Source organism: Streptococcus mitis (assembly GCF_009496285.1).
Classification (GTDB): domain Bacteria; phylum Bacillota; class Bacilli; order Lactobacillales; family Streptococcaceae; genus Streptococcus; species Streptococcus mitis_BP.
In genome coordinates this window covers 20,845-47,137 of the sequence record NZ_WIJK01000005.1, presented here as the reverse complement: position 1 = coordinate 47,137, position 26,293 = coordinate 20,845, and the positions used below count along the sequence as shown (strand labels likewise).

Here is a 26,293-nt window from a genome sequence, read left to right as displayed (position 1 = left end):
TAGATTAGATAAAAAAGCGAACAAGACCGAATTCTGAGTGTCAGATAACTCGTTTTGTTCGCTTTTTATATTTAAGATCAGACTTTTGTCCCAGATTCTTTTAATTTACTCTCCCAACTGGGCACTGTAGTTGATAATTCGGTCAACCGTATCAGACAAGAATTGAATGGTATCACGGAGTGGTTTGTCTGTTGAAATATCTGCTCCGATAATCATGGCTGACTCAAGCGGTGTTTTGCTACCTCCTGACTTGAGGAGATTGAGCCAGTCTTCAGCTCCAGTTTCTGATTGTTTCAGATGGAGATAGCCAGCAGTTGAAATTACAAGACCGGCAGAGTAAGTGTAACTATACAAGCCCATGTAATAGTGAGCTTGGCGCATCCAAGTCAGTGCTGCATCATCATCAATCTCAATAGCATCACCCCAGAACTCTGTCAAGACTTCCTTCATAATGCTGTTGAGTTTGCTTGCTCCAAAGGTTTCCCCTTCTTCAATCAGTGTATAAACCTTACGCTGAAAGGCTGCTTCCAAGAGGTGGGTGATGAAATTATGGAAGTAGGTATCTGTCAAGCGGTGAGCAAGAGCGAAGCGTTTTTGACGAGGATCATCAGACTGATGCTCCAAATAATCACTGAGAAGCAATTCATTGAAGGTTGACGGCGCTTCGACATAGTAGGTCGACATGTGGGCATTAAAATAGCTTTGGTGATTGTCTGAAAAGATGAATTGACCAGAATGCCCGATTTCATGAATCAAGGTATAAACATCGCTCAAACGACCTGTCCAGCTCATGAGAACGTATGGATGCACACGGTATGGATCAGCTGCATAGCCACCAGAATCCTTGCCGCTATTGGCAGCAAAGTCCACCCAGCGTTCTTCTTGATAGCGAGCAACTTCCTGACAATATTCTTGTCCCAAAGGTTCTACTGACTTCATAACCAAATCATAGGCATCATCAATGCTAACCTCTGGATTGAGAGCACTGTCCAAGTCCAATTTCCAATCAGCAAATGTCATCTTTTCAAGACCATTGACCTTGGCAACATGCTTGAGGTATCGCTGAGCAACTGGCGCAAAGTCCTTCATGATGAGGTCAATCTGACGATCAAACATGGCACGGTCTACTTCTTGTTCAGCCAGAAGATAATCAAAAACTGAGCCGTATCCCTTCATATCTGCCAATAGTTTTTCAGATTTGACTTGGGCTAAATAGGCTGCCGCAGCCGTATTTTGGTGCTTACGAAGTCCTTCTGAGAAGGAACGGAAGGATTTCTCACGAACCTCAGCATCCTCGTGATTTTGATAGAAATTCTCATAAGTAACAAAGCTGTTTTTGTAGGTTTTGCCATGAGCTTCAAAATCGGCCATTTCAAAGTCACCAGCTCGCATCTTAGTGTAAATGTCCTGTGGACTGTAGAAAACTTCACCCAGATTGATCAAAGCCTTCTCCACATCAGCCCCTAGATAGTGGGCTTTTTTGATTTTGGCTTGACGAATGGCTGCAGTCAAATGTGGCAAGTCACCCAAACGGTCCAAGACTTCTTCATCTGCTGCTACCAAGGCATCATCAAAGAAGGCCAAGGCTACGCTGGCATCTGTTTCAAACTCCATCCCAGCCTGGGCGATATTTGCAAAATCTTCATTGCTGTAGTCTGTCGTCTGAGGCATAAAGGCGTAATTACCTATATGACTCATCTGAATATAGATTTGTTCCAATTCTGCAAAGGCCTTCTCGAAATCTTCAAAAACGTGAAGATTGCCCTTGTAGTCACGACTAAATTGATTGATGTCTTCACGCACCTTTTCTATCGCACGCAAGAAATCCTCACGGTCTTGATATAGGGCTGTTAAATCCCAAAGTTCCTTTTCAGGAAATTCTGAACGGTGTTTTTGTTCCATCTTCTTCCTCTTATTTCTCTAATTCTAGCAATACACTGATGGCTGATAAGGCATAAAGCGGCGCTGTCTCTGCTCTTAGAATCCGAGGGCCAAGTCCTGCTAGAACAGCTCCTTTAGCCTCAAAACTCTCAATTTCCGCAGGTGAAAGACCACCTTCTGGACCAAAGACAAAGAGCAGTTTTGCTCCTTTTTCAAGACCCGAGACTGCTTGTATAAGCGCAGCTGCTTCTCCTTCTTTAGCCGACTCTTCATAGGCAACCACGATGCGGTCAAACTGGTCCAGTTGTGCTAGAAAATCTGCCTTTTTCTCAAAAAGGGTGATACTTGGAACGAAGTTACGCTTGCTTTGCTCGGCTGCTCCAAGGGAAATTTTTTCTAACTTCTCGACCTTTTTGCCCAATTTTTTGCCGTCCCACTTGGCAACGGACCAGTCAGCAGGGAAGGCCCAAATCTGACTAGCACCGAGTTCGGTTATTTTTTGAGTGATGAACTCCAGCTTGTCCCCCTTGGGAAATCCTGATGCTATGGTCACTTGGACTGACAGTTCCACATTATCAGGTAACTCTTGGACCAACTCAAACTGACGATTTTCCACATCCAGCACGCGCGCCAAGCGCTTGATCCCATCATCAAAAACTAGAGTAACCTCATCATCTTCCTTCAGGCGCATAACCTGAAACATGTGCTTGCTGGTCTCCTTGTCCTCGATGGTGACAGGTGAGCTTGCCAAACCTTTAACAAAATACTGCTGCATGCTAGCCTCCAATCACACCAGAGATATCTTTGGTCTTCTTGAAGACACAGGCATTCCACTCCCCTTGAATCATGTGGGTTTCAAGGAAGAATCCTGCTGACTCAGCCGACTCACGCACCATGTCCCACTTGTCCTTGATAATGCCACTCATAATCAGGTAACCTTCGTCCTTAACCAAACGATAAGCATCATCTGTCAGATGAATAAGGATATCTGCTAGGATGTTAGCCACGATGACATCTGCCTCAATCTCTACGCCCTTGAGCAAATCACCTGGCGCTACATGGATGTTTTCCATACCAGGATTGAGCTCAATATTTTCCTGAGCGACACGAACCGCCACATCGTCCAGGTCATAGGCGAAAATTTCCTTGGCTCCTAGGAGTGAGCTTGCAATAGAAAGAACCCCTGAACCAGTCCCTACATCTAGCACCGTTTCCCCACCACGAAGAACCTGCTCCAAGGCAAAAAGGCTCATCTTAGTCGTCGGGTGGGTTCCTGTCCCAAAGGCCATCCCTGGATCTAGCTTGATAATCTTCTCGCCAGCAGTCGCCTCATAGTCCGTCCATGACGGTACGATGGTTAGGTCATGGGTGATACGAGCTGGTTCATAGTATTTCTTCCAATTATCTGCCCAGTCTTCCTCAGCCAAGGCAGTCGTGCCAATCTTGACTTCGCCCAGATCCATAAAATCTGTCAATTCTGCAAGACGAGTTTGCAAGTCCGCTTCCACCACTGCTACATCAACTGTGTCAGGGTAGTAGGCAGTCACCACGATTTCTTCCTGTTGCTCGACTTCTGGGAAAATCTCACCAAAACGGTCGACATTTCCCACATAGTCCATGCTGTCTTCAATCGCAACACCTTGGGCACCTAGCTCAATCAAGAGATTGGAAACCAATTCCTCTCCCTCACGCTTCACTGTAACTTTTAACTCTTGCCATGTTTCCATCATTAAGATACCAAGCCCGTAAAACACAAAGCCAAAATAGGAAACTCTCTGAAGACGCTTGTGTCTAAGAAAAGTTTATCTTTTTGGCACAGTGTTTAGGGCGGATTCAGTTTAGAAATTTAACTGAACCATCCTTTCTATTTCTCTATCAATTTTTTCATGTAGACCATATCCATGCCTTCTTTTTCAGGTTCGATATGGGTTTGTTGGTAGCCATTCTTCTCGTAGAAGGCGACCATGCCTGCATCCTGTAATACCGTACACAAATCCCATTGTCTAACGGTTGAAAATTCCTCTTCTAGCAAGCGCAATCCTTCAGATCCATACCCTTTTCCCTGATACGGAGGCAAAATCGCTGCTGTTCCCAACCAAGCTTTCGTTAACTCTTCATTAGTCTGAATTCGTAGAAATCCGATTTTATCTTCGTTTTCTTTTACAAAGTAGTAATAGCTATTGGGACGCTCTACTAATTTCCACTTAATTCGTTCGTGGTCCTCCAGATAAGGATCGTATTCATCTTGGTATTTGTCATAAACAGCCTTAAAGCTGGCTCTCTGAATTGCAATGATGGTCTCCAAATCCTCTGCTCCTGCTCGTTCAAGTCTAATCATAGTTACTCTCCATATAATCTATCAGTCTATCCTGCAATTGGGGAACAACTTGACTGGATGCCAAAAATTCCTCAATGCTCATGAGTTTATATCCCTGACCTTCATCTCCAAAGGTGATACTGTCAAACTGATCCTGACTTAACTGACCGACCATAAATACTGACTGTCTGCCTTCATAGAGCATGCTGGGATAGACCTTACTCCAGAGCAGGCAGTTTTCATTTAAATGAATTCCCAGTTCCTCATAAACTTCACGCGCTGCGCACTCGAAAGGACTTTCGTTTCCTTCACGACCACCACCTGGCAACTCCCACATGTTGGGACAAGGGATATCGTCCTTGTCATCACGTAAGATGGTCAGTAGCTCTTCTCCACAAAATAGAGCAATTTTGCAGCCTGTGAAATCTGAAATGTCTATATCCACTACAATCTCCTAATATCTCGGATAAGGATAAAATTCTCCCTCTTCCAAGCCTGCTTTTCCTTCTTCAAAGACTTCTTGGTTCCATTCCATGACAAATTCTTCTGCTTCTGGGTCTTCCAAAAAGTCCATAAGGGCATCTAGTCCAACCTCTGCAGTATCTTTAAGAAATAGCGCAAAATAAGCTAAGAATTCACGAGAAAAACCTTTCTTCGGCAAATAAGGGATGACTGCCAGATAGTCTTCCTCATTAACTATTGACTTGGCAGGGTTGTAAAAAAGTACCGCTTCTTCAAAAAGGATATCATCTGACGACACCTCTCCGTCTTCATCTAACATCTCCACCCCTGCAGCATTTTGTGCCTCTAATAGAAAACTCACTTCAACCGCATGATTACGCTTGTCCCAACTAATCTCATAATCAAAAGGAAAGTTCTTATCCAACTCTTCTTGTAAAACATCTAAAAATCCGTATGTTGCCATTTTGTCCTCTTTCTATACGACTCTTAAATCGCCCCGAATACTCGGAAATATGCTAAAATAGATACTACCATATTACCACATTAGTATCAGAAAATCCATGTTAGAAAGGACTGCTATGCCAGACAATCTCGCGCTTCGTATGCGCCCCAAAACCATCGACCAGGTCATCGGTCAAGAGCATCTGGTAGGACCAGGAAAAATCATCCGCCGTATGGTGGAGGCTAACCGCTTGTCCTCCATGATTCTCTATGGACCTCCGGGTATCGGAAAAACCAGTATTGCTTCGGCCATCGCTGGAACGACCAAATATGCCTTTCGAACCTTCAATGCCACTGTTGATAGTAAAAAACGTCTCCAAGAAATCGCTGAGGAAGCTAAATTCTCAGGTGGACTTGTACTGCTACTAGACGAGATTCATCGTCTTGACAAGACTAAACAAGACTTTCTCCTTCCTCTTTTGGAAAGTGGTCTAGTCATCATGATCGGGGCGACGACTGAAAATCCTTTCTTTTCTGTCACTCCAGCCATTCGTAGCCGTGTTCAGATTTTTGAACTGGAACCCTTGTCTAACCAAGATGTTAAAGGAGCCATTCAAATAGCCCTGACTGACCCTGAACGAGGCTTTGATTTCCCTGTTGAGTTAGATGATGATGCCCTTGATTTTATCGCAACATCTACCAACGGTGACCTCCGTTCTGCCTTTAACTCACTTGATTTGGCAGTTCTCTCCACTCCAGAAAATGATGACGGTATCCGTCATATCACGCTTGACATCATGGAAAATAGTCTTCAGAGAAGCTACATCACTATGGACAAGGATGGAGACGGACACTATGATGTTCTATCTGCCCTGCAAAAATCCATCCGTGGATCCGATGTCGATGCTAGTCTCCACTATGCTGCTCGCTTGATAGAAGCTGGTGACCTTCCTAGTTTGGCACGCCGTTTGACGGTGATTGCTTATGAAGATATCGGCTTGGCTAATCCCGATGCCCAGATCCATACCGTAACTGCTTTGGATGCTGCGCAAAGAATCGGCTTCCCCGAAGCTCGTATTCTCATTGCCAATGTCGTCATTGATCTGGCACTTTCACCTAAGTCTAACTCAGCCTACGTGGCTATAGATAAGACCTTGTCTGACCTTAAAACATCGGGGCATCTGTCGATTCCACGTCACTTGCGAGATGGCCACTATGGCGGTAGCAAGGAATTGGGAAACGCCCAAAACTATCTTTATCCCCATAACTATCCTGGTCACTGGGTCAAGCAAGATTATTTGCCAGAAAAAATCCGTGACCATCACTACTTTTCTCCAGAAGATAGTGGAAAATACGAACGGGCCCTGGCTCAACGCAAGGAAACCATTGATAAATTACGAAACTTGTGAAATCCTTTTCAAAAAATTGCATTTTCCTCTTGATTTTTTTTGAAAAAGTGGTATTATATAAACATAGAAACGCTGTGGTGTACGACCTCACACTTAAGTGTTGACCGACTATTTTTTGTATTATTAGGGAAACAAAAGTCTTCTAACAGCATGTAGGCCGTCTCACACGGAAACAGCTTCAGTTAGAGCGAGTTGCCCACCTGCTTAATTGCGCGGGTTCAATACAAACCGTGAAGTTTCGGCACCAATACAGCTTTTTATTTGCCTCCTTAGCTCAGTTGGTAGAGCAGTAGACTCTTAATCTATGGGTCGCAGGTTCGAGCCCTGCAGGGGGCATCTAAATCAACAGGAAAAAGCCTTGATTTCAAGGCTTTTTTGCTTGTCTATAACTGATTTGCCCCATCATTTGCCCCACATTTTTTTTATGAGCAATCTTTCCAGACATCTCTGATTATGAAAAACAAAAAAGCTATCCTACCTTTGCAAATTTGGATAAGATAGCGGAATATTTTAATGCAACTCCAACCCAACTCTTTGGAACGAGTAAAGAGATTGAGTTAGAAAAGAGTGTTCTTGAATCTAATGAATACTCTGATAAAGTAAGTGAAATCTTAAAAGCTGTCAAATACATCGAGCATTTCCTACATACTGATGGACAGTACTTAGAGGATTTACTTTACCTAACAAGAGGCAACCAACTATACACAGAAGATGGAAAAGAGTTGTATATTGATCCAACTTCTCAGAAAAGAACACTTCATACCCAATATGAACCTGGTTTTATTGAAGCAAGAGATAAATCTCCACTAGAGCTCTTAATTGAAAATAAGGAATTGTTTGATAAATAGAAAAAGCGAGGATAACCTCGCTTCAGATTGAAGTTAAAATCTTTAGAAGACACTTTTATAAGGACTTTGTCTTCAATCTGTGAAAAGGAGTGAAAACTCCTTTTCTTTTTGTAAGTCAGACTGAAACTTCCAAATTGTTTATTTATTTTATTGACATTTTCTATAAAAATAAGTACAATAGTTTTATTAACAAACTATACTATACTATACTATATAGGGGGTATTGAAATGAAATTTTCTAATCGTTTACTGCTATTCCTTGCAGGAGTTGTTTTTGTCCTTTTAGGACTTTTCCTATTTACAAACCCAGTAGCTAATCTTGTTGCTTACAGCTGGTGGATTTCATTTGGTTTACTGGTTTCTTCTATAGCAGCTATTTTAGGCTATTTCTCTGCACCAAAAGAGCTTCGCTCACCTGTTTATCTTTTCCAAGGATTTGTTAGTCTTCTCTTAGCTCTTTACCTCGTTGCTTATGGCTTTGTGACCCTGCCGGTCGTCATTCCGACCATTGTAGGAATTTGGTTAATTGTAGAAGCCATTATTGCTTTCTTTAAAGGCAATCGTCTAAGATTGATTTTCCCTATTATTGGTAGCAATATCACGTGGGTAGCCTTGCTTGAATTTTTACTAGGTCTAGTGATTCTGTTCAATCCAGTGGCTACAGGTGTCTTTGTCGTTTATGTCATTGCCTTTTCAGTTTTAGTTACTGGCTTCACCTACATTATTGAGGCCTTTCGTAAATAGTCTAGTTGCTATTTCTATCGCATTCAAAAAAGCTGGGAAATCATATTCTCAGCTTTTTCTGTTGCCTCCTTAGCTCAGTTGGTAGAGCAGTAGACTCTTAAGCTATGGGGCGCAGGTTCGAGCCCTGCAGGGGGCACATCTAAATCAACAGAAATAAGCCTTGAAACCAAGGCTTTTTTTAACGTCTAATAGCTTTTTGTAGAAAAGTATTTAAAAATAAAAGAGAAGAGAATCTCTCACTCTCTTCTCAGTATATCTTATTAAATTCAGTCTTTCTCAATCTAGCTGATTTTCCTTTGCAACGACAAATTCCTTAACCAATCGATAGATAACAGCAAATATCGGTGTAAAGAATATCATCCCAAGTAAGCCAAAGAGATTGCCTCCAATACTAGCAGCCGCAAGCGTGAAAATAGCTGGCAAACCAATAGACTGACCTACAACTCTAGGATAAATAAGGTTTCCTTCAATCAGCTGTATAACTTGATATAGAAGAAGAGAAAGTAAGGCTTGAGTAGGACTCACTGTGAAGATAAAAATCGCTCCCACAACACAAGCAATCATAGGCCCTACATAAGGAATGAACGATAGCACTCCTGCAAAGATACCTGTCATTACTCCATAGGGTATCCCAAACACGCTGTAACCAACCGCTATCATAACTCCTATGATAACTGCTTCAATCAGCTGACTCATCAAAAATTGGTCATAAGTCTCTAGTGCTACTTGTCCAATGTAAGTCAACTTTATCACCACCTTCTCTGGAAGAAAAACTTTTAGAAGTCGACTCGTCATCGCTGCCAGATGTTCCTTACTGGATAAAAATAAAAAGGTGAAGACTATAATCAAAAAGGCATTCATCAAACTTGAAAAAATATTGCCGATATTACTAGTCAGACCTGATAAAAAACCTATCAAAGCTTGGCTAATAGAACTAGATTGTCCCTGTATGCCTGATACGATAGTTGACAACATGTCTTTGGTTACAAATTCCGAGCTATCTAGTAGTTTACCAAGTTGAGTCAGGACTGTTGAAAGGACTGTTCCCAGCTGACTAATAGTCTGAGCTAGGGTTGGCAGCACCAAAACCAAAAGAGCAATCACGATTAAGATAAGAGCTAGGAAAACAAGTACCATGGCAATCGGACGACGCAACTCTGCCTTTACCTTCAATTTAACTAAGTACTGTTCAATTTTTTTCATAGGAACATTAAGCACAAAAGCAATAACAGCACCATAAATCAAGGTTGATGTTACATCAAAGAGAGAGATTGCTCCTGATATAAAGCTCGATGCATTCAGAATTACAAGAGCAACCAGCCCTATAAAAAGGATTAACGGGGTATATTTTTTAACTAAGTTCATAAATTCTCCTTAATAAACATGTTTAGATACGACTATACTATTTGGTTTTTCAAACTCTCGATCAAGGTAGGCTTGGTAAGTTCCTGGAGCGATAAATCCTTTTGGTGAGAGGATATCTGTTCCAGCTTGACCGACTATGGTATCAGCCAAGAGCACACAGTTTGTGGACAAGACAAAGTAGGATTTAAACTTAGATTTGATAAATTTATAAAGTTCCCCATCCGTCTCATGTCTGATTTTATAAGCGTAGGTGTAGTCTTCCTTACCATCTTCCGTTTTAATTTTATCTGCGCTTGGCTCCCAAGGAATCGTCAGTTGTTTCAATTCAGCCAACTTTTTCTGAACTGCTTTTTCCATTTCAGGCGTCAAATCTATCCCATAACCAAAAAGCGTTTTTTGACTCTCACGTTTACATAGGTCAATGTACTTGTCACGATCACAGAAATATAAGACACCATCTCCTACCATGCCAAATAAGGTCTCAGAAGACGGATCATAGTTGCCATAAGAAATAACACGGCCTTGATAGCAGATATCCACATGACCAATTGCCGAAAACAGAGAGGTCTCAGCTGTATGAACAAAAATTTCAAGCTCCGCTGTCTTACCAGACTTCACCATTCCAAGATGGATATCCTCTCTCTCATCAGCATTTTCCTGCATGAATTTATTGATTTTTGCTAAAGTACTTGCAGGGATGAGAGCGGCTAGGGCAATAGGTAAGCTCATTCTGACACGACGTTTGAGATGGTTTTTCCCAATTTCCTTTTCAAATAAGAAACCGTCACGGATATTGGACACACCATAAAGGCAAAAATAAGCCCCTAAAACAAAGAGTTGAAAGACAGAATTTCCCGTAGAGGACAAAAGACTAGTCCCACCAAGAAAAACTAGTACGAGACCATCTAGTAAGAAACGAAAACGAGGTCGAATTTTGTTTTTGCGGTAGAGAACATAGGTGACAAGGTTGATACTAGCATGAAAAATCTGATAAATTCCAATCACAAGAGCCAAAATATAAATTGGCACATCAGTAGCAAGATTCGAGCCTAGCAAATATCCCATCACTAACAATTTAACCAGTGCAACTCCCAAGGTGTCCGTTGACTGACTTTTTTTGAAAATACGTAATACTAAATCTAAGACCGTTGCTATCCAAGCTAAAAACAGAACCAGTCGAATAACCGTCACTGGCAACCAAGTTCCCGTGACCATCAAGATAAGACCTAGCAGAACAAACAAGAAACCCTGAACAAGTAATTTCTTACCTGTCAGACCTAAAGAAAGAATTTTTTCCATAAAAGACCTTTCAAAAATAATAATTAAGCCCTTTGATCAAATTGACTGGTAAATAGCTGACGGCACAAACAGCCTGTGCCAGCAACATATGGTGACTAGAAATGACTGTAGTAATGTCACCATCTTGTCTTTTGCACTTCTGAAATTTGTTTTATTGAGTCGAAATCAGAGCTTTTAAAAACTAGCTAAACTTGAAAGCTAACCATAATTGCTAGATAAAAAAGGTGCAACCAATCCTTCTTGTAAAGGTAGGAAAGAATTATATCCATTCCATTAATTATTTATATATTACCTATTGTGACACAATACTCACTATAATTCAACTTTTTACTTATTTCAATAGTTTTGATTATTTTCAACATGAAAACTCTTCAAAAATTATGCAGGGGCATCTAAACAACAGGAAAAAGTCTTGGAATCAAGGCTTTTTTACTTGTCAAATCAATCTCATCCATACTTTTCACCACTCAAAAAGCGAGCCGTCGATTTGGCTCATTTTTTCTTTTTTCATTCTTAATTTCGGTAAAAATGACTATCTTTGTCGCTTGGTGATTGGCCGATTGCCAAGACGTCTTGGCTGCCATCCGTACCTGTCAATTCATTTGCTACACCTGCTGGTGTAAAGATAAGGCGTGCACCTTCTCCACCATCGACAAGATGGATTCCTGTTGAGTAGTAGCCATCTTTTTCCTCTACTTGGCCCATTTCATACTGGAAGGTTCCTTTTGAACTTTGAATGGTCACGATTCCATCAGCTGTGACTGTAGCAGTTGTTCCAGCATAGTTTTCCCATGTTCCAAGAAATTTTGCGTAAGCTTCTGGCGACTTTTTCTTCTCTTCCTTCTTATCCGTTTGAGTGCTTGCGGAACTTGATGGACTCGTTTCAGACTTCGGCTCCTCTTTTTGACTAGCTTCTGTTTTACTTGATGACTCCTTAGTTACTTTAGAGGAAGAAGCCTCTTTGCTTGAAGATGCTGTAGTTTTTTCAGTATTTCCTCCACAAGCAGCAAGTGTAACCACAGCCAACAAGGCAAGAGCTGAAAGACTGGTGTAGCTCAATGTTTTTTTCATGATAATCTCCTTTTAAAATGATGACCCAGTTTAGTCTGAGTCTAAAATGGCTAGTCCGAAATTACATATATTTTTGACGGCCAAGCCCTAGTCTTCAGTGTATCATTTATTTGTCTATAATTCAATAGTTATTTTGGTAACTTTGTGTAAGATCAAGCAAAAAACTGATCCAAGAATGAATCAGTCTCTCTTTATATCTTCTTTGATTTTTCAAAAGCTTTAATAGATAAACATGGCATCGCCAAAGCTAAAGAAACGGTATTTTTGGTCGATAGCATGTTGGTAGGCTTCTAAGACCAATTCACGGCCTGCAAAGGCAGAAACGAGCATGACCAAGGTAGACTTCGGCAAATGGAAATTCGTAGAAAAAGCATCCACCACCTTCCAGTCATAGCCTGGTTTGATAAAGATATTGGTCCAGCCAGAGTCTGCTTGGATTTGCCCATCAAACTTGCTTCCGATGGTTTCTAGTGTACGGATAGAGGTTGTTCCAACCGCAATGACACGACCCCCATTTTCTTTGACCTGTCGCAAGGTCGCAGCAGCTTCTTCAGACAATTGATAAAACTCTGAGTGCATCTCGTGCTCATCCAGATTATCTACGGAAACAGGTCTAAAGGTCCCAAGTCCAACGTGCAAGGTCAGGTAGACTAGGTGAACCCCTTTTTGCTGGATTTCTTCCAGTAATTCCTTGGTAAAATGCAGGCCTGCAGTTGGGGCAGCCGCTGAGCCGCTCTCCTTGGCATAGACGGTCTGGTAACGTTCACGGTCATCCAACTTTTCATGGATATAAGGAGGCAGTGGCATTTCTCCAAGACTTTCAAGTACTTCTAGGAAAATTCCTTCATATTCAAAACGCACAATACGGCCACCATGGGTCAATTCCTCAGTCACAACTGCGCTTAGCCGACCATCGCCAAAGACAACTCTAGCTCCGACCTTGAGACGTTTAGCAGGTTTTGCCAAGACTTCCCATTCGTCTCCTGCTGTATTTTTCAAGAGCAAGAGTTCAACATGGCCCCCTGTTTCTTCCTTTTGACCATGAAGTCGCGCTGGTAGTACGCGGGTGTCATTCATAACCAGGGCATCACCTGGCTCTAGCATTTCAATAATAGAGTGAAAATGGCGATCTTGAAATTCCCCTGTTTTGCGATTGACTATCAAGAGTTTAGAGGCATCGCGCTTTTCCAGAGGTGTTTGTGCAATCAACTCCTCAGGCAAGTGAAAATCAAAATCATTGGTATTCATTGTAGTCATATTTCCTTTTCTTTTCTAATGTACTTACGATTAGCTATCAAAACGAACTTCTTCAAGCAAATACTCGATGAAGCGTTCACCCATCTTAGATAAGCTAGTTTTCTCATGCTGGATATAAACCAGCTCAATCGGATCATCAATATCAAGTGGAATCGAAACAATATTGTCTCCATTGAGGTTACTATTAAGGATACCAGTCGCGATGGTATAGCCGTCCAAACCAATCAAGAGATTGAACAAGGTCGCACGGTCACTAACAACGATGGATTTCTTGTGGTGTTCCTGAGACAAAATCTCCTCTGAGAAATAGAAGGAATTATGGGTTCCTTGATCATAGCTCAAGTAAGGGAAGTCTTCTAGGTCTGCCAACTGCACCTTGTCTTTTTTAGCAAGAGGATTGGTCTTGCTGACAAAGATATGAGGTTGGGCTGTAAAGAGATGGTGAGCAACTAGATGGTTATCATCCAACATCTTAGAAAGGACATCACGGTTATAGCTATTTAAAAAGAGGACTCCGACTTCACTACGGAAGTTCTTGACGTCGTCGATGATTTCCCAGGTTCTGGTTTCACGCAAAAAAAGCTCGTACTTTTCCATATCGCTCTTCTTGAGCAAGGAAACAAAGGCATTGACTACGAAGGCATAGTGTTGCGAAGACACACTAAAAAGCTCACGATGAGCGATTGGGTTCTTATAGCGTTCTTCTAGGAGTTGCGTTTGCTCGACAACCTGACGGGCATAGGACAAAAACTCCATCCCATCACGTGTGAGGGTAATTCCCTTAGGATTTCGGATAAAAATCTCAATCCCCATCTCATTTTCTAGGTCACGAACTGCATTTGATAGACTGGGCTGCGTAATGAAGAGTTGCTTGGCAGCCTCATTCATCGAACCAGTCTCTACAATTTTGATAATATAGTGTAATTGTTGAATTCTCATGCTTTTATTGTACCATACTTGACGCAATATAAAAAGAACCAGTCACTGAAAGCTCTGTGGCTAAGCTTAGATGAGTGCTTTCAAAGGACTTTATCTAGCGACCTAAAAAGAGAGAGTGGGACAGAAATCGGTAATTCGTTAGAATTCGATTTCGTCGTCCCACCTCCGCACAGTTGAGTAGGGCTGTAAAAGCTGATGAAATCAGCGTAGTAGAGGCCACTCAACCACTGCGTCTTGATCGACAATCCAAAGACAATTGAGAGGCTAGGACTTTTGTCCTAGCCTCTCTCTTATTCTTTAGAGTTAATCTGCCTTCTAAAGCGAAACTTAGCTTCCTCTTTCCCAGAAGATGGCTAGTAAAATCATGGCCCCAAGAACTGATGGGATAATGGCTGTACCGCTTAGGCTTGGCCCCCAAGAACCAAAGAGTAATTGTCCTAAAAAGGCACCAATCCAGCCGAGAAACATTTTACCGAAGCATCCCATTCGTTCTCCACGATTGGTGATAGCTCCTGCTAGTAGTCCGATTAAAAGCCCGACAAACATACTTCCAAGCATAGTTTCTCCTTAAATTGCCCAATCTCCATTGCGGAAGAGTGGTACGCGTGTTCCATCCTCACGGATACCATCGATATCCATTTGGTTCGAACCAATCATAAAGTCAACGTGAACATCTGAACGGTTAAGTCCTGCAGCTTCAAGCTCTTCTTCGATCATCTCAGCTCCACCAACAACGCTCGTTGCATAGGCTGCACCAATAGCCAAGTGGTTAGAAGCATTTTCATCGAAAAGGGTGTTAAAGAAGGTAATACCTGACTGAGAAATTGGACTTGGATCTGGTACCAAGGCACATTCACCCAAGGCACGCGCACCAGCATTCTTAAAGACGAGGTCCTTCATTACTTGATCACCCTTTTCAGCTGTGATATCAACGATTTGACCATTTTCAAAGGTCACTTTGATGCCTTCGATGATATTTCCATTGTAGCTAAGAGGTTTTGTAGACGTTACATAACCATCTGCGCGACGGAAATCAGGGGCTGTAAAGACCTCTTCTGTTGGCATATTTGGCAAGAAACCTTCGCCTTGAGCATTGATAGCACCGGCTGATTCCCAAACGTGGTTCTTCGGCAAGCCAAGTGTCAAATCAGTTCCAGGTGCTGTGTAGTGAAGGGCTGAGAATTGTTCTTTGTTGAGCATCTCTGCCTTGCTCTTCAAGATAGCTGCATGTTCTTCCCAAGCCTTAACTGGGTCTTCTTCGTAGATACGGCAAGTCTTGAAGATTTGGTCCCAAAGGAGATCCACTGCTTCTTCGTCGCTCGCTGCATTTGGAAAGACCTTCTTAGCCCACTCGAGTCCAGCTGCAGCAGCAACAGTCCAACTAACCTTGTTGGATTGAGTTGCGATACGCATTGGTTTCATGGCAATTCCCATAGCTTTGGCGGAAGCTGAAAGTTTTTCTGCATCAACTCCGTTCAAGGCACCTGGGTCAGAAGAACGAACACCGAGACGACTTGCTTTGTTTTCAAGAAGGTAATTCATCTCAGCAATCTTGTATTCTGGTACATTGTCCAAACGCTCTAGTGGCGCGTGAAGGAATTTCTCACGATTCACAAAGTCATCTGCCCATTGAACGATAACTTCGTGTGCACCAAGTGCATAAGCCTCTTTAACGATTAAGTGAGCCAACTCACGTTGCTCCACATCGATTGAGAGAGCCAAGGTATGACCAGGTTGCACATTCACACCGTTTGCAACCAACAACTTCGCATATTTTTCTAGATTTTCTTTAAAATTTGGTAAAACCATTCTGTTTTCTCTTTTCTATTTTTATTTTTCTTTCAAAGCAGAAAATAATCCTGCCAAAGCAATAGCACCTGACAAGAGTGCTGTCGATAGAAGAATTGTCTGATCAGCAAGTTCAAATTGGTACTCAAACACCTTCTCAGCCGGTTTATCTTCCGCAAAAATTCTTAGTTTCATGAGAACCCCCTTAAAATTCATTAAAATAAATCACTATGACTTCCTGTCCTCAGCAAGTTTAAAATCAATTCCGACTTGTCTATTTTATAGACCAAAAGCCAATCTGATTGGATATGACACTCACGAACCCCTTTAAAATGTTTGGAGGTCGTCAATTGATGATCGCGGTATCTAGCAGGAAGTTCTTTTTCTTGAACTAAAAAATTCAATACTTCTTCTAATAATTCTGCCTTCAACCCACGCTTCATAGCCAACTTAAAATCTTTTTTAAACTGTTTATGGTAACGAATCTTAAGCACGCAAGTCCTCCATCAAGTCTGAGACTGATTCAAAAGACTGACTCATATTACGATTTTGGTCTAAATCCGTTAGTACTTGGAGCAATTTCCGATTCTCATCAAGCCTAACATCAAAAGGCAAACCCTGATATTGAATTGCCTGACGAAGGAAAATATTGATAGCTGTTGTCATATCCATTCCTAAATGATTAAAAACCTGTTGGGCCTGCTCCTTAACCTCACTATCCAGACGGATGCTCATACTCGTCTTTGGCATATTCTCACCTTCTTTCTATTTATTATTTTAACAAAAAAGACGGCTAATGTAAACTCATTGGATATACAATGGATAGCTATAAGCTAAAATATAGTAAAGAAATAAAATTAATGTCCCAAATATGGGAGATCTCAGCCTGAGTTTTAGTTTTAGAATATAATGTTGCTATCATAGATTAAGAGGTGAAAAATATGAACCAGATTACGAAACAATATAAATTACTATATTTCTTGCTTATTTTATTAAGTCTGACAAGTGCTCTTTTAATGACACTCTTCTCTCTGCAATTAGGAAGAATACTTGATAGTATATCTAATTCAAATAGTGGATTACTCTTTCATATCACTATTTGTGTAAGTTCGATTTTACTGTGGTTCTTGATTTCTTCTTCCTATTCCTATCTTAAAAACCAATATGTAAAAAAAGTTATTTTAGATCTAAAAAGGCGTCTCTTATTACATTATTTATCGCGTGAATTTAACCAAATTGACAACCGTAACCATTCAGATTTCTTAAATAATATCACCAAAAACAGTGACCTTATTCAAGAAAATTTATTGATTCCTAGAATCTCTCTAATCGCAAATTTAGGGAGCCTTATCATGAGTGTGGTTGCTATTATTTATATAGAATGGCGATTAGCATTAGTCTTTCTTTTATTGTCTAGTATAACGATTTTTCTATCTCAAATTCCTGGAAAGTTAATGACTAAAGCAACTAATAATTATTCCCTACAAAATAATCACTATTTATCAAAAATGACAAACTTTATTGATGATTTTGAACAAATTAAGTTATTAAATGTTCAAAGCTGGATTCAAGAAAAAATTCAGGGAATCAGTTTAGAATTTGAAGAGTCCAGAAAAACTTATCAATTTTTAAAAGACATAGCTTCAACTACTGGAACCTTACTAAGTTTTTGCTCTCAACTATCCTGTATGGTTGCTGGTATCTTTTTTGTAAGAAATAACTTACTGACTATTGGATTACTCGTAGCAAGTATTCAATTATTAAACGGTGTCTTTGCTCCTTTACAATCTATTCTTTACAATAAAAATTTAATCAACAGTTGTAAGTCCATTATTGATAATATCCAAGAAAATCTATATGAGACGAATCATGAAATTTTTCATAAAACAACTACAATTAATTGTGATAATATTTCGACCATTTCTATTAGCCAATTATATTATGAAATTGAAAATAGAATATTATTTGATCATTTTTCCTATGAATTTAAAAAAGGCAAGCGCTATGCGATTATCGGTGCTTCAGGAACTGGGAAAACAACTTTAGTAAAATTAATACTAAATTATTATCCAAAAAATCTTTATGATGGAGAAATAAAAATCAACGGAAAACAGAATATTGATATTCCCTCAGAGGAGTTATATAAAGATATTGCGTTTGTGCAAAAAAATGACTTTCTGATTGAAGGCAATATTCTAGAGAATATCAAATTGGCTAGAAACCTTCATTTAACTGAAAAATTAAGAAAAGCCTTAGGCTTTAATGAGGAATTTCTTAATAAGAATCTATCTCAATCAAATCAAACTATTTCAGAAGGGGAAAAACAACGAATTGATTTAGCTAGGTTTTTAGTCAAAACATATTCTGTATATATATTTGATGAACCTACAAGCAACCTTGATCCAATAAAAGCCAAAGCAATGATGGACTACATTCTATCCATTAGAGATGCAATTGTTATTGTCATTACTCATGATCAAAGTCCAAAAATATTGGAAGAGTTTGATCACGTTATTACCTTATAGATAAATGGCCTAGTCTACTAAATGAATGATGTGTTTCTCAAAGTATTGTTTGTAATTTTTGTAGATTGTTTTATTGAAGAGTTCGAAAATTTTTAAAGCTTCTTCGATTTTTAAAAGTGATTTTTGATTATGATAGAATTTCAGTTCCAAATATCCATCTAAATATAGCAAAATAGTTTGTTCAAAAAAATCTGTGGAATCCGCTAATATATTCTTCGTAGCCTGTTTTAAAAATAAAGATTCCTCATATAAGTCGTTCTCAATCATTATAATCAAAGAATTGAGAAGTAGTTGAATGAGAGATTGTCTATTTCTAGGTATAGGACTATACAACTTCCCTTTTTTGAGCGCCTCTTTGGCATATCTAAATAATAAATCTGGAGATAGAACACGACAGCAATTTCCAAGGATGAGCGTTTCGTAATAACCCCAGTTTTCAACGGAAAATAAATAGTTTGTAAGATAAGAGGCGTCTTGACGACTCAATTGATGATTCTTATCCATTCCCGAAACAATACTTTCGATGAAAATAGCATTTAATTTATGGTAATGAGAATTTGTCTCATGAAAAAGTTCTATTTCTTTCTCTACCATATCTAGTAATGCTTGAGCATCTTCATTATATGCGGCCTGTTTAACAGAAGCTATTAAGGTATTAAAATCCGAAGGTTGATAATGATTACAGATAAGCAGAAATTCTTCTAGTGTTACTCCTATTCTTTCAAGAAGATACAATAACTTAAAGACAGAAATCTCTGTTTCTCCTAATTCAAATCTAGATATTTGAGATTTTGAAATTTCAGCACCTGCTAATGAAGAAATAGAAATCCCCTTTTCTTCTCTTATTTTCCTATAAGTTTCACCTAAAATCATACTTATCTCCATTCCATATCGAAAAGTTATTAAGGTATAGCAAACACTACTTCCATTAAGCTTACTCTTGTTTGAGAGTATCATTATTAGTAATTTATAGCAATCATTTTTGATAATTTCAATATATAGCTTCCTAAAGTTTTAGTCTTTGGATAAAAACTTACTTATATTCTATCATATCTAAAAACCAGTAGAAATGAAAATCATAAAAAATCATCTCTACTAGTTTTACTGTTAAGTCTTAATTAGATGAAACTTAGTCGGCTTATTTGAACAAGTTGACTTTAAATTAAAACAAATCATCAAACAAACTGAGCTGGTTGTCCTCTGGCATATTGCCGAGAATTCCCATTTCATCCATCTTTTCAACTAAAGTTGAGGAAAGTCCACCACGCTTGCGGAGTTCAGTTTTAGAGAGGAATTCTCCTTCTTTTCGAGCGCGCACCAATTGCTTGGCAACGTTCTCGCCTAGCCCATCCATAGCGACAAACGGTGGGATGAGGGTGTCTCCATCGATGATGAATTCAGTCGCATCACTACGATAGAGGTCTAACTTGCCAAATTTAAAACCACGTTCCCACATCTCATTGACAATTTCAAGTGTTGTGTAGAGGTCAATTTCTACGTTGGAAGCTTCATTGTTCTTGCGTTTTTCAGCTATTTCTTCCATTCTTCGCTTGATAGCATCCAAGCCCGCTCCCATGGTCTTGATATCAAAGGCCTTAGCGCGGATGGAGAAGTAAGCACAGTAGTAATAAATCGGGTGGTGAACCTTGAAGTAGGCTACACGAAGGGCCATCATAACGTAGGCTGCTGCATGGGCTTTAGGGAACATGTACTTGATTTTTCCACAAGATTCGATATACCACTCAGGCACATTATTGGCCTTCATAGCTTCGATATAACCGTTACGCTCTTCTTCTGAGATTTTAAGCCACAATCCCTTACGTACACGCTCCATGATGGTAAAGGCCATCTTTGGATCTAGACCAGCGTGCATGAGGTAAACCATGATGTCATCCCGACATCCGATAACAGTTGATAAGTCCGCAATTCCAGCCTTAATCAAGTCTTGGGCATTTCCCAACCAAACGTCGGTACCGTGAGACAGACCAGAAAGCTGAAGCAACTCCGCAAAGGTCGTCGGATGGGTTTCATCCACCATTCCTCGAACAAAGTTAGTGCCAAACTCTGGAATTCCAAGCATACCAGTTGAAGTCCCGATTTGATCAGGCGTCACTCCCAGGATATCTGTACCCGAGAAGAGGGCCATGACACCTGGGTCGTCCATCGGAATATCATTTGGATCAATGCCTGATAAGTCTTGCAGCTTCCTAATCATGGTCGGATCATCATGACCAAGAACATCGAGCTTGAGGACGTTCTCATCGATATCGTGGAAGTTAAAGTGAGTGGTCTGCCATTCAGCAGTTACATCATCTGCAGGATACTGTACTGGTGTAAAGTCATAGACATCCATATAGTTTGGAATAACAACGATTCCCCCTGGGTGCTGACCGGTCGTCCGTTTAACACCTGCAGCTCCTTGGGCTAGGCGCTCTACTTCGGCTTCACGGTAGAACTTGCCATAGTCACGCTCGTAACCTTTGACAAATCCATAGGCTGTTTTAGCAGCCACAGTACCTACCGTTCCTGCACGGAAGGCGTATTCTTCCCCAAAGATATCACGAACATCCAAGTGGGCGCTCGGTTGATCTTCACCTGAGAAGTTCAAATCGATATCGGGAACCTTATCCCCGTCAAAACCAAGGAAGGTCTCGAAAGGAATGTCCTGTCCATTCTTGCTAAGCTTATTGCCACAGTTTGGACAGTCTTTATTTGGCATATCAAAACCTGAACCGTAGGAACCATCCGTGATAAACTCACTGTACTGACACTGACCACAGACATAGTGAGGAGAGAGAGGATTGACCTCGGTAATCCCAATCATGGTTGCAACGAAACTAGATCCAACAGACCCACGGGAACCAACCAAGTAACCCCGTTCGTTGGAACGGTGCACTAGCATCTGTGAAGCCAGATAAATCACGGCAAATCCATTCCCCAAGATAGAGGTCAATTCCTTTTCAATCCGCAAATCAACGATATCTGGGAGTGGATTTCCATAGATTTCAAAGGCTTTTTTATAGGTTAATTCAGCAACTGTTTCTTCGGCTTTGTCAATGAAAGGCGTGTACAAATCACCCTTTACAACCTCCACAGGTTCAAAGATTTCTGCTAGGGCATTGGTATTTTCAATGACGATTTTGCGAGCCAAATCTTCTCCTAGAAAGGCAAATTCATCCAACATTTCATTAGTCGTTCTAAAATGTGCCTTTGGTAGCGGAGCTGGTTGGGCAGCTTCTCCGTGACCGATCGTTCGGTTAATCATTGCTCCCTGACCCAGACTGCGGACAATGATTTCTCGATAAATTTCATCCTCGGGTTCGAGATAGTGGACATTTCCTGTCGCAAGAACGGGTTTCCCAAGGCGATCTCCAACCTCTATCAGGCTCTTGATTATGGTCTGGAGTTCCTCCATGTCCTTGACCTGCTCTTTGGCAATCAGAGGTGCATAGATAGCTGGAGGCATCACCTCGATAAAGTCATAGTATTTAGCAACTTCGACCGCTGCATCAACACCTTGTGATACGACTGCATCAAAGACTTCCCCTTCTGTACAAGCAGAACCCAAGATTAAACCTTCTCGATGGGCATCTAGTACTGTACGTGGAATCCGTGGAACTCCTTCAAAATACTGGGTATTTGAGAGAGAAACCAGCTTAAAGATATTTTTCAAGCCTACTTGATTTTTTACATAGATAGTTGCATGCTTGACGCGAGCTTTTTTATAAGAATTTGGACTGATTAAATCAAGGTTTAATCGTGCCAAATCTGTCACACCATACTTTTCTGCTACTTCTTTGATAAAGATGAAAAGCAGACGGCCAGTTGCTTCCGCATCATAGTTGGCCATGTGATGGTGTTCTAGGGCAACTCCAAAACGCTTAGTCAAAGGCCCTAGACCATGACGTTTATATTCAGGATAGAGATTTCTTGCGAATTCTAACGTATCAATAACAGGTTGAGTGATTTTTGGCAGGCCATGACGTTCATAGTTGGCATTCATAAAGCCAACGTCAAAGGTTGCATTGTGGGCTACAAGAACGGTATCCTTACAAAACTCTTGGAATTCTTTCAGAACTTGAACCAAGGGTTTGGCATTTTTCACATGCTCATCCGTAATTCCTGTCAATTCAGTAGTAAAGGCTGATAAGGGGTGACCAGGATTGATAAATTCATCAAATTCAGCTACGATATTGCCCTTATACATCTTAGAAGCTGCGACCTGAATCAAGTCATTATAGATAGCTGAAAGTCCAGTCGTTTCCACGTCAAAGACTACATAGGTTGCTTCAGACAAATCCATCTCAACTTCATTATAGACGATAGGTACACGGTCTTCAACGATATTAGCTTCCATCCCATAGATCAGCTGGATGCCTGCTTTCTTAGCAGCCTTATAGCCATGAGGGAAGGATTGAACATTTCCGTGGTCCGTGATTGCTACCGCTTTATGACCCCATTTAGCTGCTTTCGCAACGAGTTCTTCAACTTCAGGTAGAGCATCCATGGTCGACATATTTGTATGGGCATGGAACTCAACACGACGCTCTCCCTCTGGCATCAAGTCTTTACGCTCATAGTGAACGACTTCCTGAACATCCTGTACATTCATGGTCAAGTCTCGCGTGAAATTATTTACCTCGACATTTCCTCGAACACGGAGCCAAGAGTTTTTCTTGATCATGTCAAACTTCTGAGCTTCTTCTTCATTCTTGACCCATTTTTGCATAGAGAAACTGGAAGTATAGTCCGTCATCTTGAAGTTAATCAAGACACGACCTGTTCTAGTCACCTTATGCTCAACATCAAAGACAACTCCTTCAAAAACCAATCTATTTTCTTCAGTATTGACCTCGATCATAGGAGTAATCTCTGCCTTATCAAGTTTAGGCTTAGCAGCTGCTTTCTTGGCTTGGAAATCAAAGACAGGTTTATCCTCAGCTGGAGGAGGAGGAGCCATCTGTTCCAATTGTTCCATAGCCCGAAGTGTTTCTTCATTAGCAGCTTGGATAATCATTTGATTTTCCGTCTGAAAGGCCTCTTGCTCTTCCCTCGTGAGTTCTTCATTTTTTTCTAAACTGCAGGATAATTTAGGAAAGCCAAAAAGTTCCAGCTGTTTGCTAAGATTTGGCAGATGATTTTTTCTAAAATGCTCAGTATCTGCGGCTTCAGAAGCTTCAATGATTAACTGGTCATTTTCAAAGCGAACCTGAAAATTCTGATATATAGAACGAAAACCTTGACTAGCACAAGGACCATCCGAAAAAGCCTCTCGATAGTAGGCTTGTAAAAGTTCTATAGAAAATTCCTGATTTCGCGTTTTTATCTCAAAACTAGCCTGATTTCCCGTTTTTGAGAATTCTTCTTTCAAGCCTCTTTTCAACTCTAGAAAAAGTTCAAAAGGCAAGATATTTTCAAAAACAAAATGAAACTCCCAAACTTTGCTTCGTTTATGAACAATAACTTGTTCTATTTCAGCCTGAGAGAAGGCCTCATGATTTCTCATTTCAGCGGGTATTCCCAACTGATTCATTAAAATTTCAAAAGTGGTTGACATCCATTTTCCTCACAATATACTCCTTCTATTTTACCATATTTGAGGCACTTTTACCTATTTCTACCAAACAGAAAAAGAAGCCACAAAGTGACTTCTTTAAAAGTGACGGTGAATTATTCTTCACCTTTGTTTTTCTTAATGATTTCTTCTTGTACTGACTTAGGTACATCTTCGTAGTGGTCGAATACCATCATGAATGTACCACGTCCTTGTGATGCAGAACGAAGAACTGTTGCGTAACCGAACATTTCAGCAAGTGGAACGTAAGCACGAACGATTTGGCTGTTACCGTGTGCTTCCATACCATCTACACGTCCACGACGAGCAGTTACGTGACCCATAACATCACCAAGGTTTTCTTCTGGAACAGTGATTGTTACAAGCATCATTGGTTCAAGGATAGCTGGTTGTGCAGTCTTAGCAGCTTCTTTAAGTGCAAGAGATGCAGCGATCTTGAAGGCAGTTTCAGATGAGTCGACATCGTGGTATGAACCATCGTAAAGCTTAGCTTTAACGTCAACCATTGGGTAACCAGCAAGAACACCGTTAGCCATAGATTCTACCAAACCTTTTTCAACCGCTGGGATAAATTCACGAGGAACCACACCACCGACGATTGCGTTTTCGAATTCGAATCCTTTTCCTTCTTCGTTTGGAGTAAATTCAATCCATACATCACCGAACTGACCTTTACCACCAGACTGACGTTTGAAGAATCCACGTGCTTGAGTAGAAGCGCGGAATGTTTCACGGTAAGATACTTGAGGAGCACCTACGTTCGCTTCAACTTTGAACTCACGACGCATACGGTCAACAAGGACGTCAAGGTGAAGCTCACCCATACCAGAGATAACTGTTTCACCAGTTTCAACGTTAGTTTCAACGCGGAATGTTGGATCTTCTTCAGCCAATTTTTGAAGGGCGATACCCATCTTGTCTTGGTCTGCTTTAGATTTAGGCTCAACCATCAATTGGATAACTGGTTCTGGAACGTTGATTGACTCAAGGATAATTTTAGCTTTTTCATCTGTCAATGAGTCACCAGTTGTAGTGTCTTTCAAACCAACGGCAGCAGCAATATCACCTGAGTAAACAGTGTCGATTTCTTGACGGCTGTTAGCGTGCATTTGAAGGATACGTCCGATACGTTCACGTTTACCTTTAGAAGTGTTCAATACGTAAGAACCTGATTGAAGAACACCTGAGTAAACACGGAAGAATGTCAAACGACCTACGAATGGGTCAGTCATGATCTTGAAGGCAAGAGCTGCAAATGGCTCTTCATCAGATGCAGGACGAGTTTCTTCTTCATCTGTATCTGGGTTGATACCTTTGATCGCTGGGATGTCAAGTGGGCTTGGAAGGTAGTCGATAACCGCATCAAGCATCAATTGAACACCTTTGTTCTTGAAGGCAGAACCACACAATACTGGGAAGAATTCAACGTTGATAGTCGCTTTACGGATACCAGCTTTCAATTCTTCGTTAGTGATTTCTTCACCTTCGAGGTATTTCATCATCAATTCTTCGTCAGTTTCAGCAACTGCTTCGATCAATTTTTCACGGTATTCTTGAGCTTGCTCAAGGTATTCAGCCGGAATGTCTTCTTCAAGGATATCTGTACCAAGGTCGTTCGTATAGATTTCAGCTTTCATCTTGATCAAGTCGATGATACCACGGAAGTCATCTTCAGAACCGATTGGCAATTGAATTGGGTGTGCGTTAGCTTGAAGACGATCGTGAAGTGTGCTTACTGAGTAAAGGAAGTCAGCACCGATTTTGTCCATTTTGTTGGCAAATACGATACGTGGAACTCCGTACTCAGTTGCTTGACGCCAAACTGTTTCAGTTTGAGGCTCAACACCTGATTGTGAGTCAAGAACTGTAACCGCACCGTCCAATACACGAAGAGAACGTTGTACTTCGATAGTGAAGTCCACGTGTCCTGGTGTGTCGATGATGTTTACGCGGTGGTTGTTCCATTGAGCTGTTGTCGCAGCAGATGTGATAGTGATACCACGTTCTTGCTCTTGCTCCATCCAGTCCATTTGTGACGCACCTTCGTGAGTTTCACCGATTTTGTGGATTTTACCAGTGTAGTAAAGGATACGCTCAGTTGTAGTTGTTTTACCAGCATCGACGTGAGCCATGATACCGATATTACGAGTTTTTTCAAGTGAAAATTCGCGTGCCATGAGGTTTGTTTCTCCTATATTTTTTTATTTCTATTCTATTATAACACGATTTAATAAAAACGGATAGGCAGGACCTACCCGTTCTCAATGTTTATCTTGTTATTGTTGGTTTCAACTTGCGGAATGGTAAGTTGAGTTATAGCTAAGAGCTGACCGAGCTAAATTGAACCCGGGCTAAAAGCTCAAGTTAACTGA

General features: G+C 40.7%; 23 protein-coding genes and 2 tRNA genes. 6 read left to right on the top strand and 19 right to left on the bottom strand.

Annotated elements, in window-relative coordinates; all coding sequences use genetic code 11:
- Positions 1–105: 105 nt before the first annotated feature.
- The 6 genes from pepF to GEZ89_RS02675 form a co-directional block, all read right to left on the bottom strand.
- On the bottom strand, positions 106–1,902 hold the full coding sequence (gene pepF / locus GEZ89_RS02700) for an oligoendopeptidase F (RefSeq protein ID WP_153224867.1): 1,797 nt from the start codon (positions 1,900–1,902) through the stop codon (positions 106–108).
- A gap of 10 nt (positions 1,903–1,912) precedes the next feature.
- The gene (locus tag GEZ89_RS02695; protein WP_075231896.1) at positions 1,913–2,656 is read right to left on the bottom strand and encodes a 16S rRNA (uracil(1498)-N(3))-methyltransferase; all 744 of its coding nucleotides are present in this window, start codon (positions 2,654–2,656) and stop codon (positions 1,913–1,915) included.
- 1 nt (position 2,657) lies between these two features.
- Positions 2,658–3,608, bottom strand: a complete 951-nt coding sequence (prmA, locus tag GEZ89_RS02690; protein ID WP_153224903.1) for a 50S ribosomal protein L11 methyltransferase — start codon at positions 3,606–3,608, stop codon at positions 2,658–2,660.
- A gap of 137 nt (positions 3,609–3,745) precedes the next feature.
- Positions 3,746–4,219 carry a GNAT family N-acetyltransferase gene (locus tag GEZ89_RS02685; RefSeq protein ID WP_153224866.1) on the bottom strand — a complete coding sequence of 158 codons (474 nt, stop codon included), beginning with the start codon at positions 4,217–4,219 and terminating at the stop codon, positions 3,746–3,748.
- Positions 4,212–4,643 (bottom strand): NUDIX hydrolase, encoded by a 432-nt coding sequence (locus GEZ89_RS02680; protein WP_322741472.1) that lies wholly within the window; start codon positions 4,641–4,643, stop codon positions 4,212–4,214. The genes GEZ89_RS02685 and GEZ89_RS02680 overlap by 8 nt, the downstream gene beginning before the upstream one ends.
- Before the next feature lie 9 nt (positions 4,644–4,652).
- Entirely contained in the window at positions 4,653–5,123 is a 471-nt protein-coding gene (locus tag GEZ89_RS02675) for a DUF3013 family protein (protein WP_153224865.1), read from the bottom strand.
- A gap of 115 nt (positions 5,124–5,238) precedes the next feature.
- Between GEZ89_RS02675 and GEZ89_RS02670 the strand changes: the two genes are divergently transcribed.
- The 5 genes from GEZ89_RS02670 to GEZ89_RS02650 all read left to right on the top strand — a co-directional run bounded on the left by GEZ89_RS02670 (position 5,239) and on the right by GEZ89_RS02650 (position 8,238).
- On the top strand, positions 5,239–6,510 hold the full coding sequence (locus GEZ89_RS02670; RefSeq protein WP_153224902.1) for a replication-associated recombination protein A: 1,272 nt from the start codon (positions 5,239–5,241) through the stop codon (positions 6,508–6,510).
- Positions 6,511–6,773: 263 nt separating this feature from the next.
- Positions 6,774–6,846: transfer RNA gene (locus tag GEZ89_RS02665), tRNA-Lys, on the top strand.
- 95 nt (positions 6,847–6,941) lie between these two features.
- A complete protein-coding gene (locus GEZ89_RS02660; protein WP_235084148.1) occupies positions 6,942–7,358 on the top strand; it encodes a helix-turn-helix domain-containing protein in 417 nt (138 codons plus the stop codon).
- A 228-nt stretch (positions 7,359–7,586) separates the two neighbouring features.
- Entirely contained in the window at positions 7,587–8,102 is a 516-nt protein-coding gene (locus GEZ89_RS02655; RefSeq protein ID WP_006150850.1) for an HdeD family acid-resistance protein, read from the top strand.
- Positions 8,103–8,165: 63 nt separating this feature from the next.
- Positions 8,166–8,238 (top strand) — tRNA-Lys (locus GEZ89_RS02650).
- Between the two features lie 140 nt (positions 8,239–8,378).
- On the opposite strand, the gene GEZ89_RS02645 is transcribed toward GEZ89_RS02650, so the two are convergent.
- The 10 genes from GEZ89_RS02645 to GEZ89_RS02595 all read right to left on the bottom strand — a co-directional run bounded on the left by GEZ89_RS02645 (position 8,379) and on the right by GEZ89_RS02595 (position 16,571).
- On the bottom strand, positions 8,379–9,467 hold the full coding sequence (locus GEZ89_RS02645; RefSeq protein ID WP_194251821.1) for an AI-2E family transporter: 1,089 nt from the start codon (positions 9,465–9,467) through the stop codon (positions 8,379–8,381).
- Between the two features lie 9 nt (positions 9,468–9,476).
- Positions 9,477–10,766, bottom strand: a complete 1,290-nt coding sequence (locus GEZ89_RS02640; RefSeq protein ID WP_153224864.1) for a DUF308 domain-containing protein — start codon at positions 10,764–10,766, stop codon at positions 9,477–9,479.
- Between the two features lie 513 nt (positions 10,767–11,279).
- Positions 11,280–11,837: a hypothetical protein gene (locus GEZ89_RS02635; protein ID WP_000753298.1), complete on the bottom strand. Its 558-nt coding sequence runs from the start codon at positions 11,835–11,837 to the stop codon at positions 11,280–11,282.
- A 219-nt stretch (positions 11,838–12,056) separates the two neighbouring features.
- A complete protein-coding gene (gene queA / locus GEZ89_RS02630; RefSeq protein WP_001095263.1) occupies positions 12,057–13,085 on the bottom strand; it encodes a tRNA preQ1(34) S-adenosylmethionine ribosyltransferase-isomerase QueA in 1,029 nt (342 codons plus the stop codon).
- Between the two features lie 39 nt (positions 13,086–13,124).
- Positions 13,125–14,033, bottom strand: a complete 909-nt coding sequence (locus tag GEZ89_RS02625) for a LysR family transcriptional regulator (RefSeq protein ID WP_025171295.1) — start codon at positions 14,031–14,033, stop codon at positions 13,125–13,127.
- Between the two features lie 327 nt (positions 14,034–14,360).
- Positions 14,361–14,591 carry a GlsB/YeaQ/YmgE family stress response membrane protein gene (locus GEZ89_RS02615; protein WP_045763100.1) on the bottom strand — a complete coding sequence of 77 codons (231 nt, stop codon included), beginning with the start codon at positions 14,589–14,591 and terminating at the stop codon, positions 14,361–14,363.
- A 9-nt stretch (positions 14,592–14,600) separates the two neighbouring features.
- The gene (locus GEZ89_RS02610) at positions 14,601–15,842 is read right to left on the bottom strand and encodes an aminopeptidase (protein ID WP_000243967.1); all 1,242 of its coding nucleotides are present in this window, start codon (positions 15,840–15,842) and stop codon (positions 14,601–14,603) included.
- Positions 15,843–15,863: 21 nt separating this feature from the next.
- The gene (locus GEZ89_RS02605) at positions 15,864–16,016 is read right to left on the bottom strand and encodes a hypothetical protein (protein ID WP_049504469.1); all 153 of its coding nucleotides are present in this window, start codon (positions 16,014–16,016) and stop codon (positions 15,864–15,866) included.
- A 20-nt stretch (positions 16,017–16,036) separates the two neighbouring features.
- On the bottom strand, positions 16,037–16,315 hold the full coding sequence (locus GEZ89_RS02600) for a type II toxin-antitoxin system YafQ family toxin (protein ID WP_322741471.1): 279 nt from the start codon (positions 16,313–16,315) through the stop codon (positions 16,037–16,039).
- Positions 16,308–16,571, bottom strand: coding sequence for a type II toxin-antitoxin system RelB/DinJ family antitoxin (locus GEZ89_RS02595; RefSeq protein ID WP_153224863.1), 264 nt, complete (start codon positions 16,569–16,571; stop codon positions 16,308–16,310). The genes GEZ89_RS02600 and GEZ89_RS02595 overlap by 8 nt, the downstream gene beginning before the upstream one ends.
- Positions 16,572–16,762: 191 nt before the next feature.
- Here GEZ89_RS02595 and GEZ89_RS02590 point away from each other — a divergent pair, with 191 nt between their 5' ends.
- Entirely contained in the window at positions 16,763–18,346 is a 1,584-nt protein-coding gene (locus tag GEZ89_RS02590) for an ATP-binding cassette domain-containing protein (RefSeq protein ID WP_153224862.1), read from the top strand.
- Between the two features lie 9 nt (positions 18,347–18,355).
- Here the strand turns inward: GEZ89_RS02590 and GEZ89_RS02585 are convergent, their stop codons facing one another.
- The 3 genes from GEZ89_RS02585 to fusA all read right to left on the bottom strand — a co-directional run bounded on the left by GEZ89_RS02585 (position 18,356) and on the right by fusA (position 26,098).
- A complete protein-coding gene (locus GEZ89_RS02585) occupies positions 18,356–19,219 on the bottom strand; it encodes a helix-turn-helix domain-containing protein (RefSeq protein ID WP_000600261.1) in 864 nt (287 codons plus the stop codon).
- Between the two features lie 289 nt (positions 19,220–19,508).
- Positions 19,509–23,903 (bottom strand): PolC-type DNA polymerase III, encoded by a 4,395-nt coding sequence (locus tag GEZ89_RS02580; protein WP_153224861.1) that lies wholly within the window; start codon positions 23,901–23,903, stop codon positions 19,509–19,511.
- A gap of 113 nt (positions 23,904–24,016) precedes the next feature.
- Positions 24,017–26,098, bottom strand: coding sequence for an elongation factor G (gene fusA / locus GEZ89_RS02575; RefSeq protein WP_153224860.1), 2,082 nt, complete (start codon positions 26,096–26,098; stop codon positions 24,017–24,019).
- Between the last annotated feature and the right edge of the window lie 195 nt (positions 26,099–26,293).

What these genes read in the sequence shown, in the direction of transcription:
- pepF (WP_153224867.1), bottom strand. Translation starts at nt 1,902, where the DNA reads ATGGAACAAAAACACCGTTCAGAATTTCCTGAAAAGGAACTTTGGGAT.
- GEZ89_RS02695 (WP_075231896.1), bottom strand. Translation starts at nt 2,656, where the DNA reads ATGCAGCAGTATTTTGTTAAAGGTTTGGCAAGCTCACCTGTCACCATC.
- prmA (WP_153224903.1), bottom strand. Translation starts at nt 3,608, where the DNA reads ATGGAAACATGGCAAGAGTTAAAAGTTACAGTGAAGCGTGAGGGAGAG.
- GEZ89_RS02685 (WP_153224866.1), bottom strand. Translation starts at nt 4,219, where the DNA reads ATGATTAGACTTGAACGAGCAGGAGCAGAGGATTTGGAGACCATCATT.
- GEZ89_RS02675 (WP_153224865.1), bottom strand. Translation starts at nt 5,123, where the DNA reads ATGGCAACATACGGATTTTTAGATGTTTTACAAGAAGAGTTGGATAAG.
- GEZ89_RS02670 (WP_153224902.1), top strand. Translation starts at nt 5,239, where the DNA reads ATGCCAGACAATCTCGCGCTTCGTATGCGCCCCAAAACCATCGACCAG.
- GEZ89_RS02655 (WP_006150850.1), top strand. Translation starts at nt 7,587, where the DNA reads ATGAAATTTTCTAATCGTTTACTGCTATTCCTTGCAGGAGTTGTTTTT.
- GEZ89_RS02645 (WP_194251821.1), bottom strand. Translation starts at nt 9,467, where the DNA reads ATGAACTTAGTTAAAAAATATACCCCGTTAATCCTTTTTATAGGGCTG.
- GEZ89_RS02640 (WP_153224864.1), bottom strand. Translation starts at nt 10,766, where the DNA reads ATGGAAAAAATTCTTTCTTTAGGTCTGACAGGTAAGAAATTACTTGTT.
- GEZ89_RS02635 (WP_000753298.1), bottom strand. Translation starts at nt 11,837, where the DNA reads ATGAAAAAAACATTGAGCTACACCAGTCTTTCAGCTCTTGCCTTGTTG.
- queA (WP_001095263.1), bottom strand. Translation starts at nt 13,085, where the DNA reads ATGAATACCAATGATTTTGATTTTCACTTGCCTGAGGAGTTGATTGCA.
- GEZ89_RS02625 (WP_025171295.1), bottom strand. Translation starts at nt 14,033, where the DNA reads ATGAGAATTCAACAATTACACTATATTATCAAAATTGTAGAGACTGGT.
- GEZ89_RS02615 (WP_045763100.1), bottom strand. Translation starts at nt 14,591, where the DNA reads ATGCTTGGAAGTATGTTTGTCGGGCTTTTAATCGGACTACTAGCAGGA.
- GEZ89_RS02610 (WP_000243967.1), bottom strand. Translation starts at nt 15,842, where the DNA reads ATGGTTTTACCAAATTTTAAAGAAAATCTAGAAAAATATGCGAAGTTG.
- GEZ89_RS02605 (WP_049504469.1), bottom strand. Translation starts at nt 16,016, where the DNA reads ATGAAACTAAGAATTTTTGCGGAAGATAAACCGGCTGAGAAGGTGTTT.
- GEZ89_RS02595 (WP_153224863.1), bottom strand. Translation starts at nt 16,571, where the DNA reads ATGCCAAAGACGAGTATGAGCATCCGTCTGGATAGTGAGGTTAAGGAG.
- GEZ89_RS02590 (WP_153224862.1), top strand. Translation starts at nt 16,763, where the DNA reads ATGAACCAGATTACGAAACAATATAAATTACTATATTTCTTGCTTATT.
- GEZ89_RS02585 (WP_000600261.1), bottom strand. Translation starts at nt 19,219, where the DNA reads ATGATTTTAGGTGAAACTTATAGGAAAATAAGAGAAGAAAAGGGGATT.
- GEZ89_RS02580 (WP_153224861.1), bottom strand. Translation starts at nt 23,903, where the DNA reads ATGTCAACCACTTTTGAAATTTTAATGAATCAGTTGGGAATACCCGCT.
- fusA (WP_153224860.1), bottom strand. Translation starts at nt 26,098, where the DNA reads ATGGCACGCGAATTTTCACTTGAAAAAACTCGTAATATCGGTATCATG.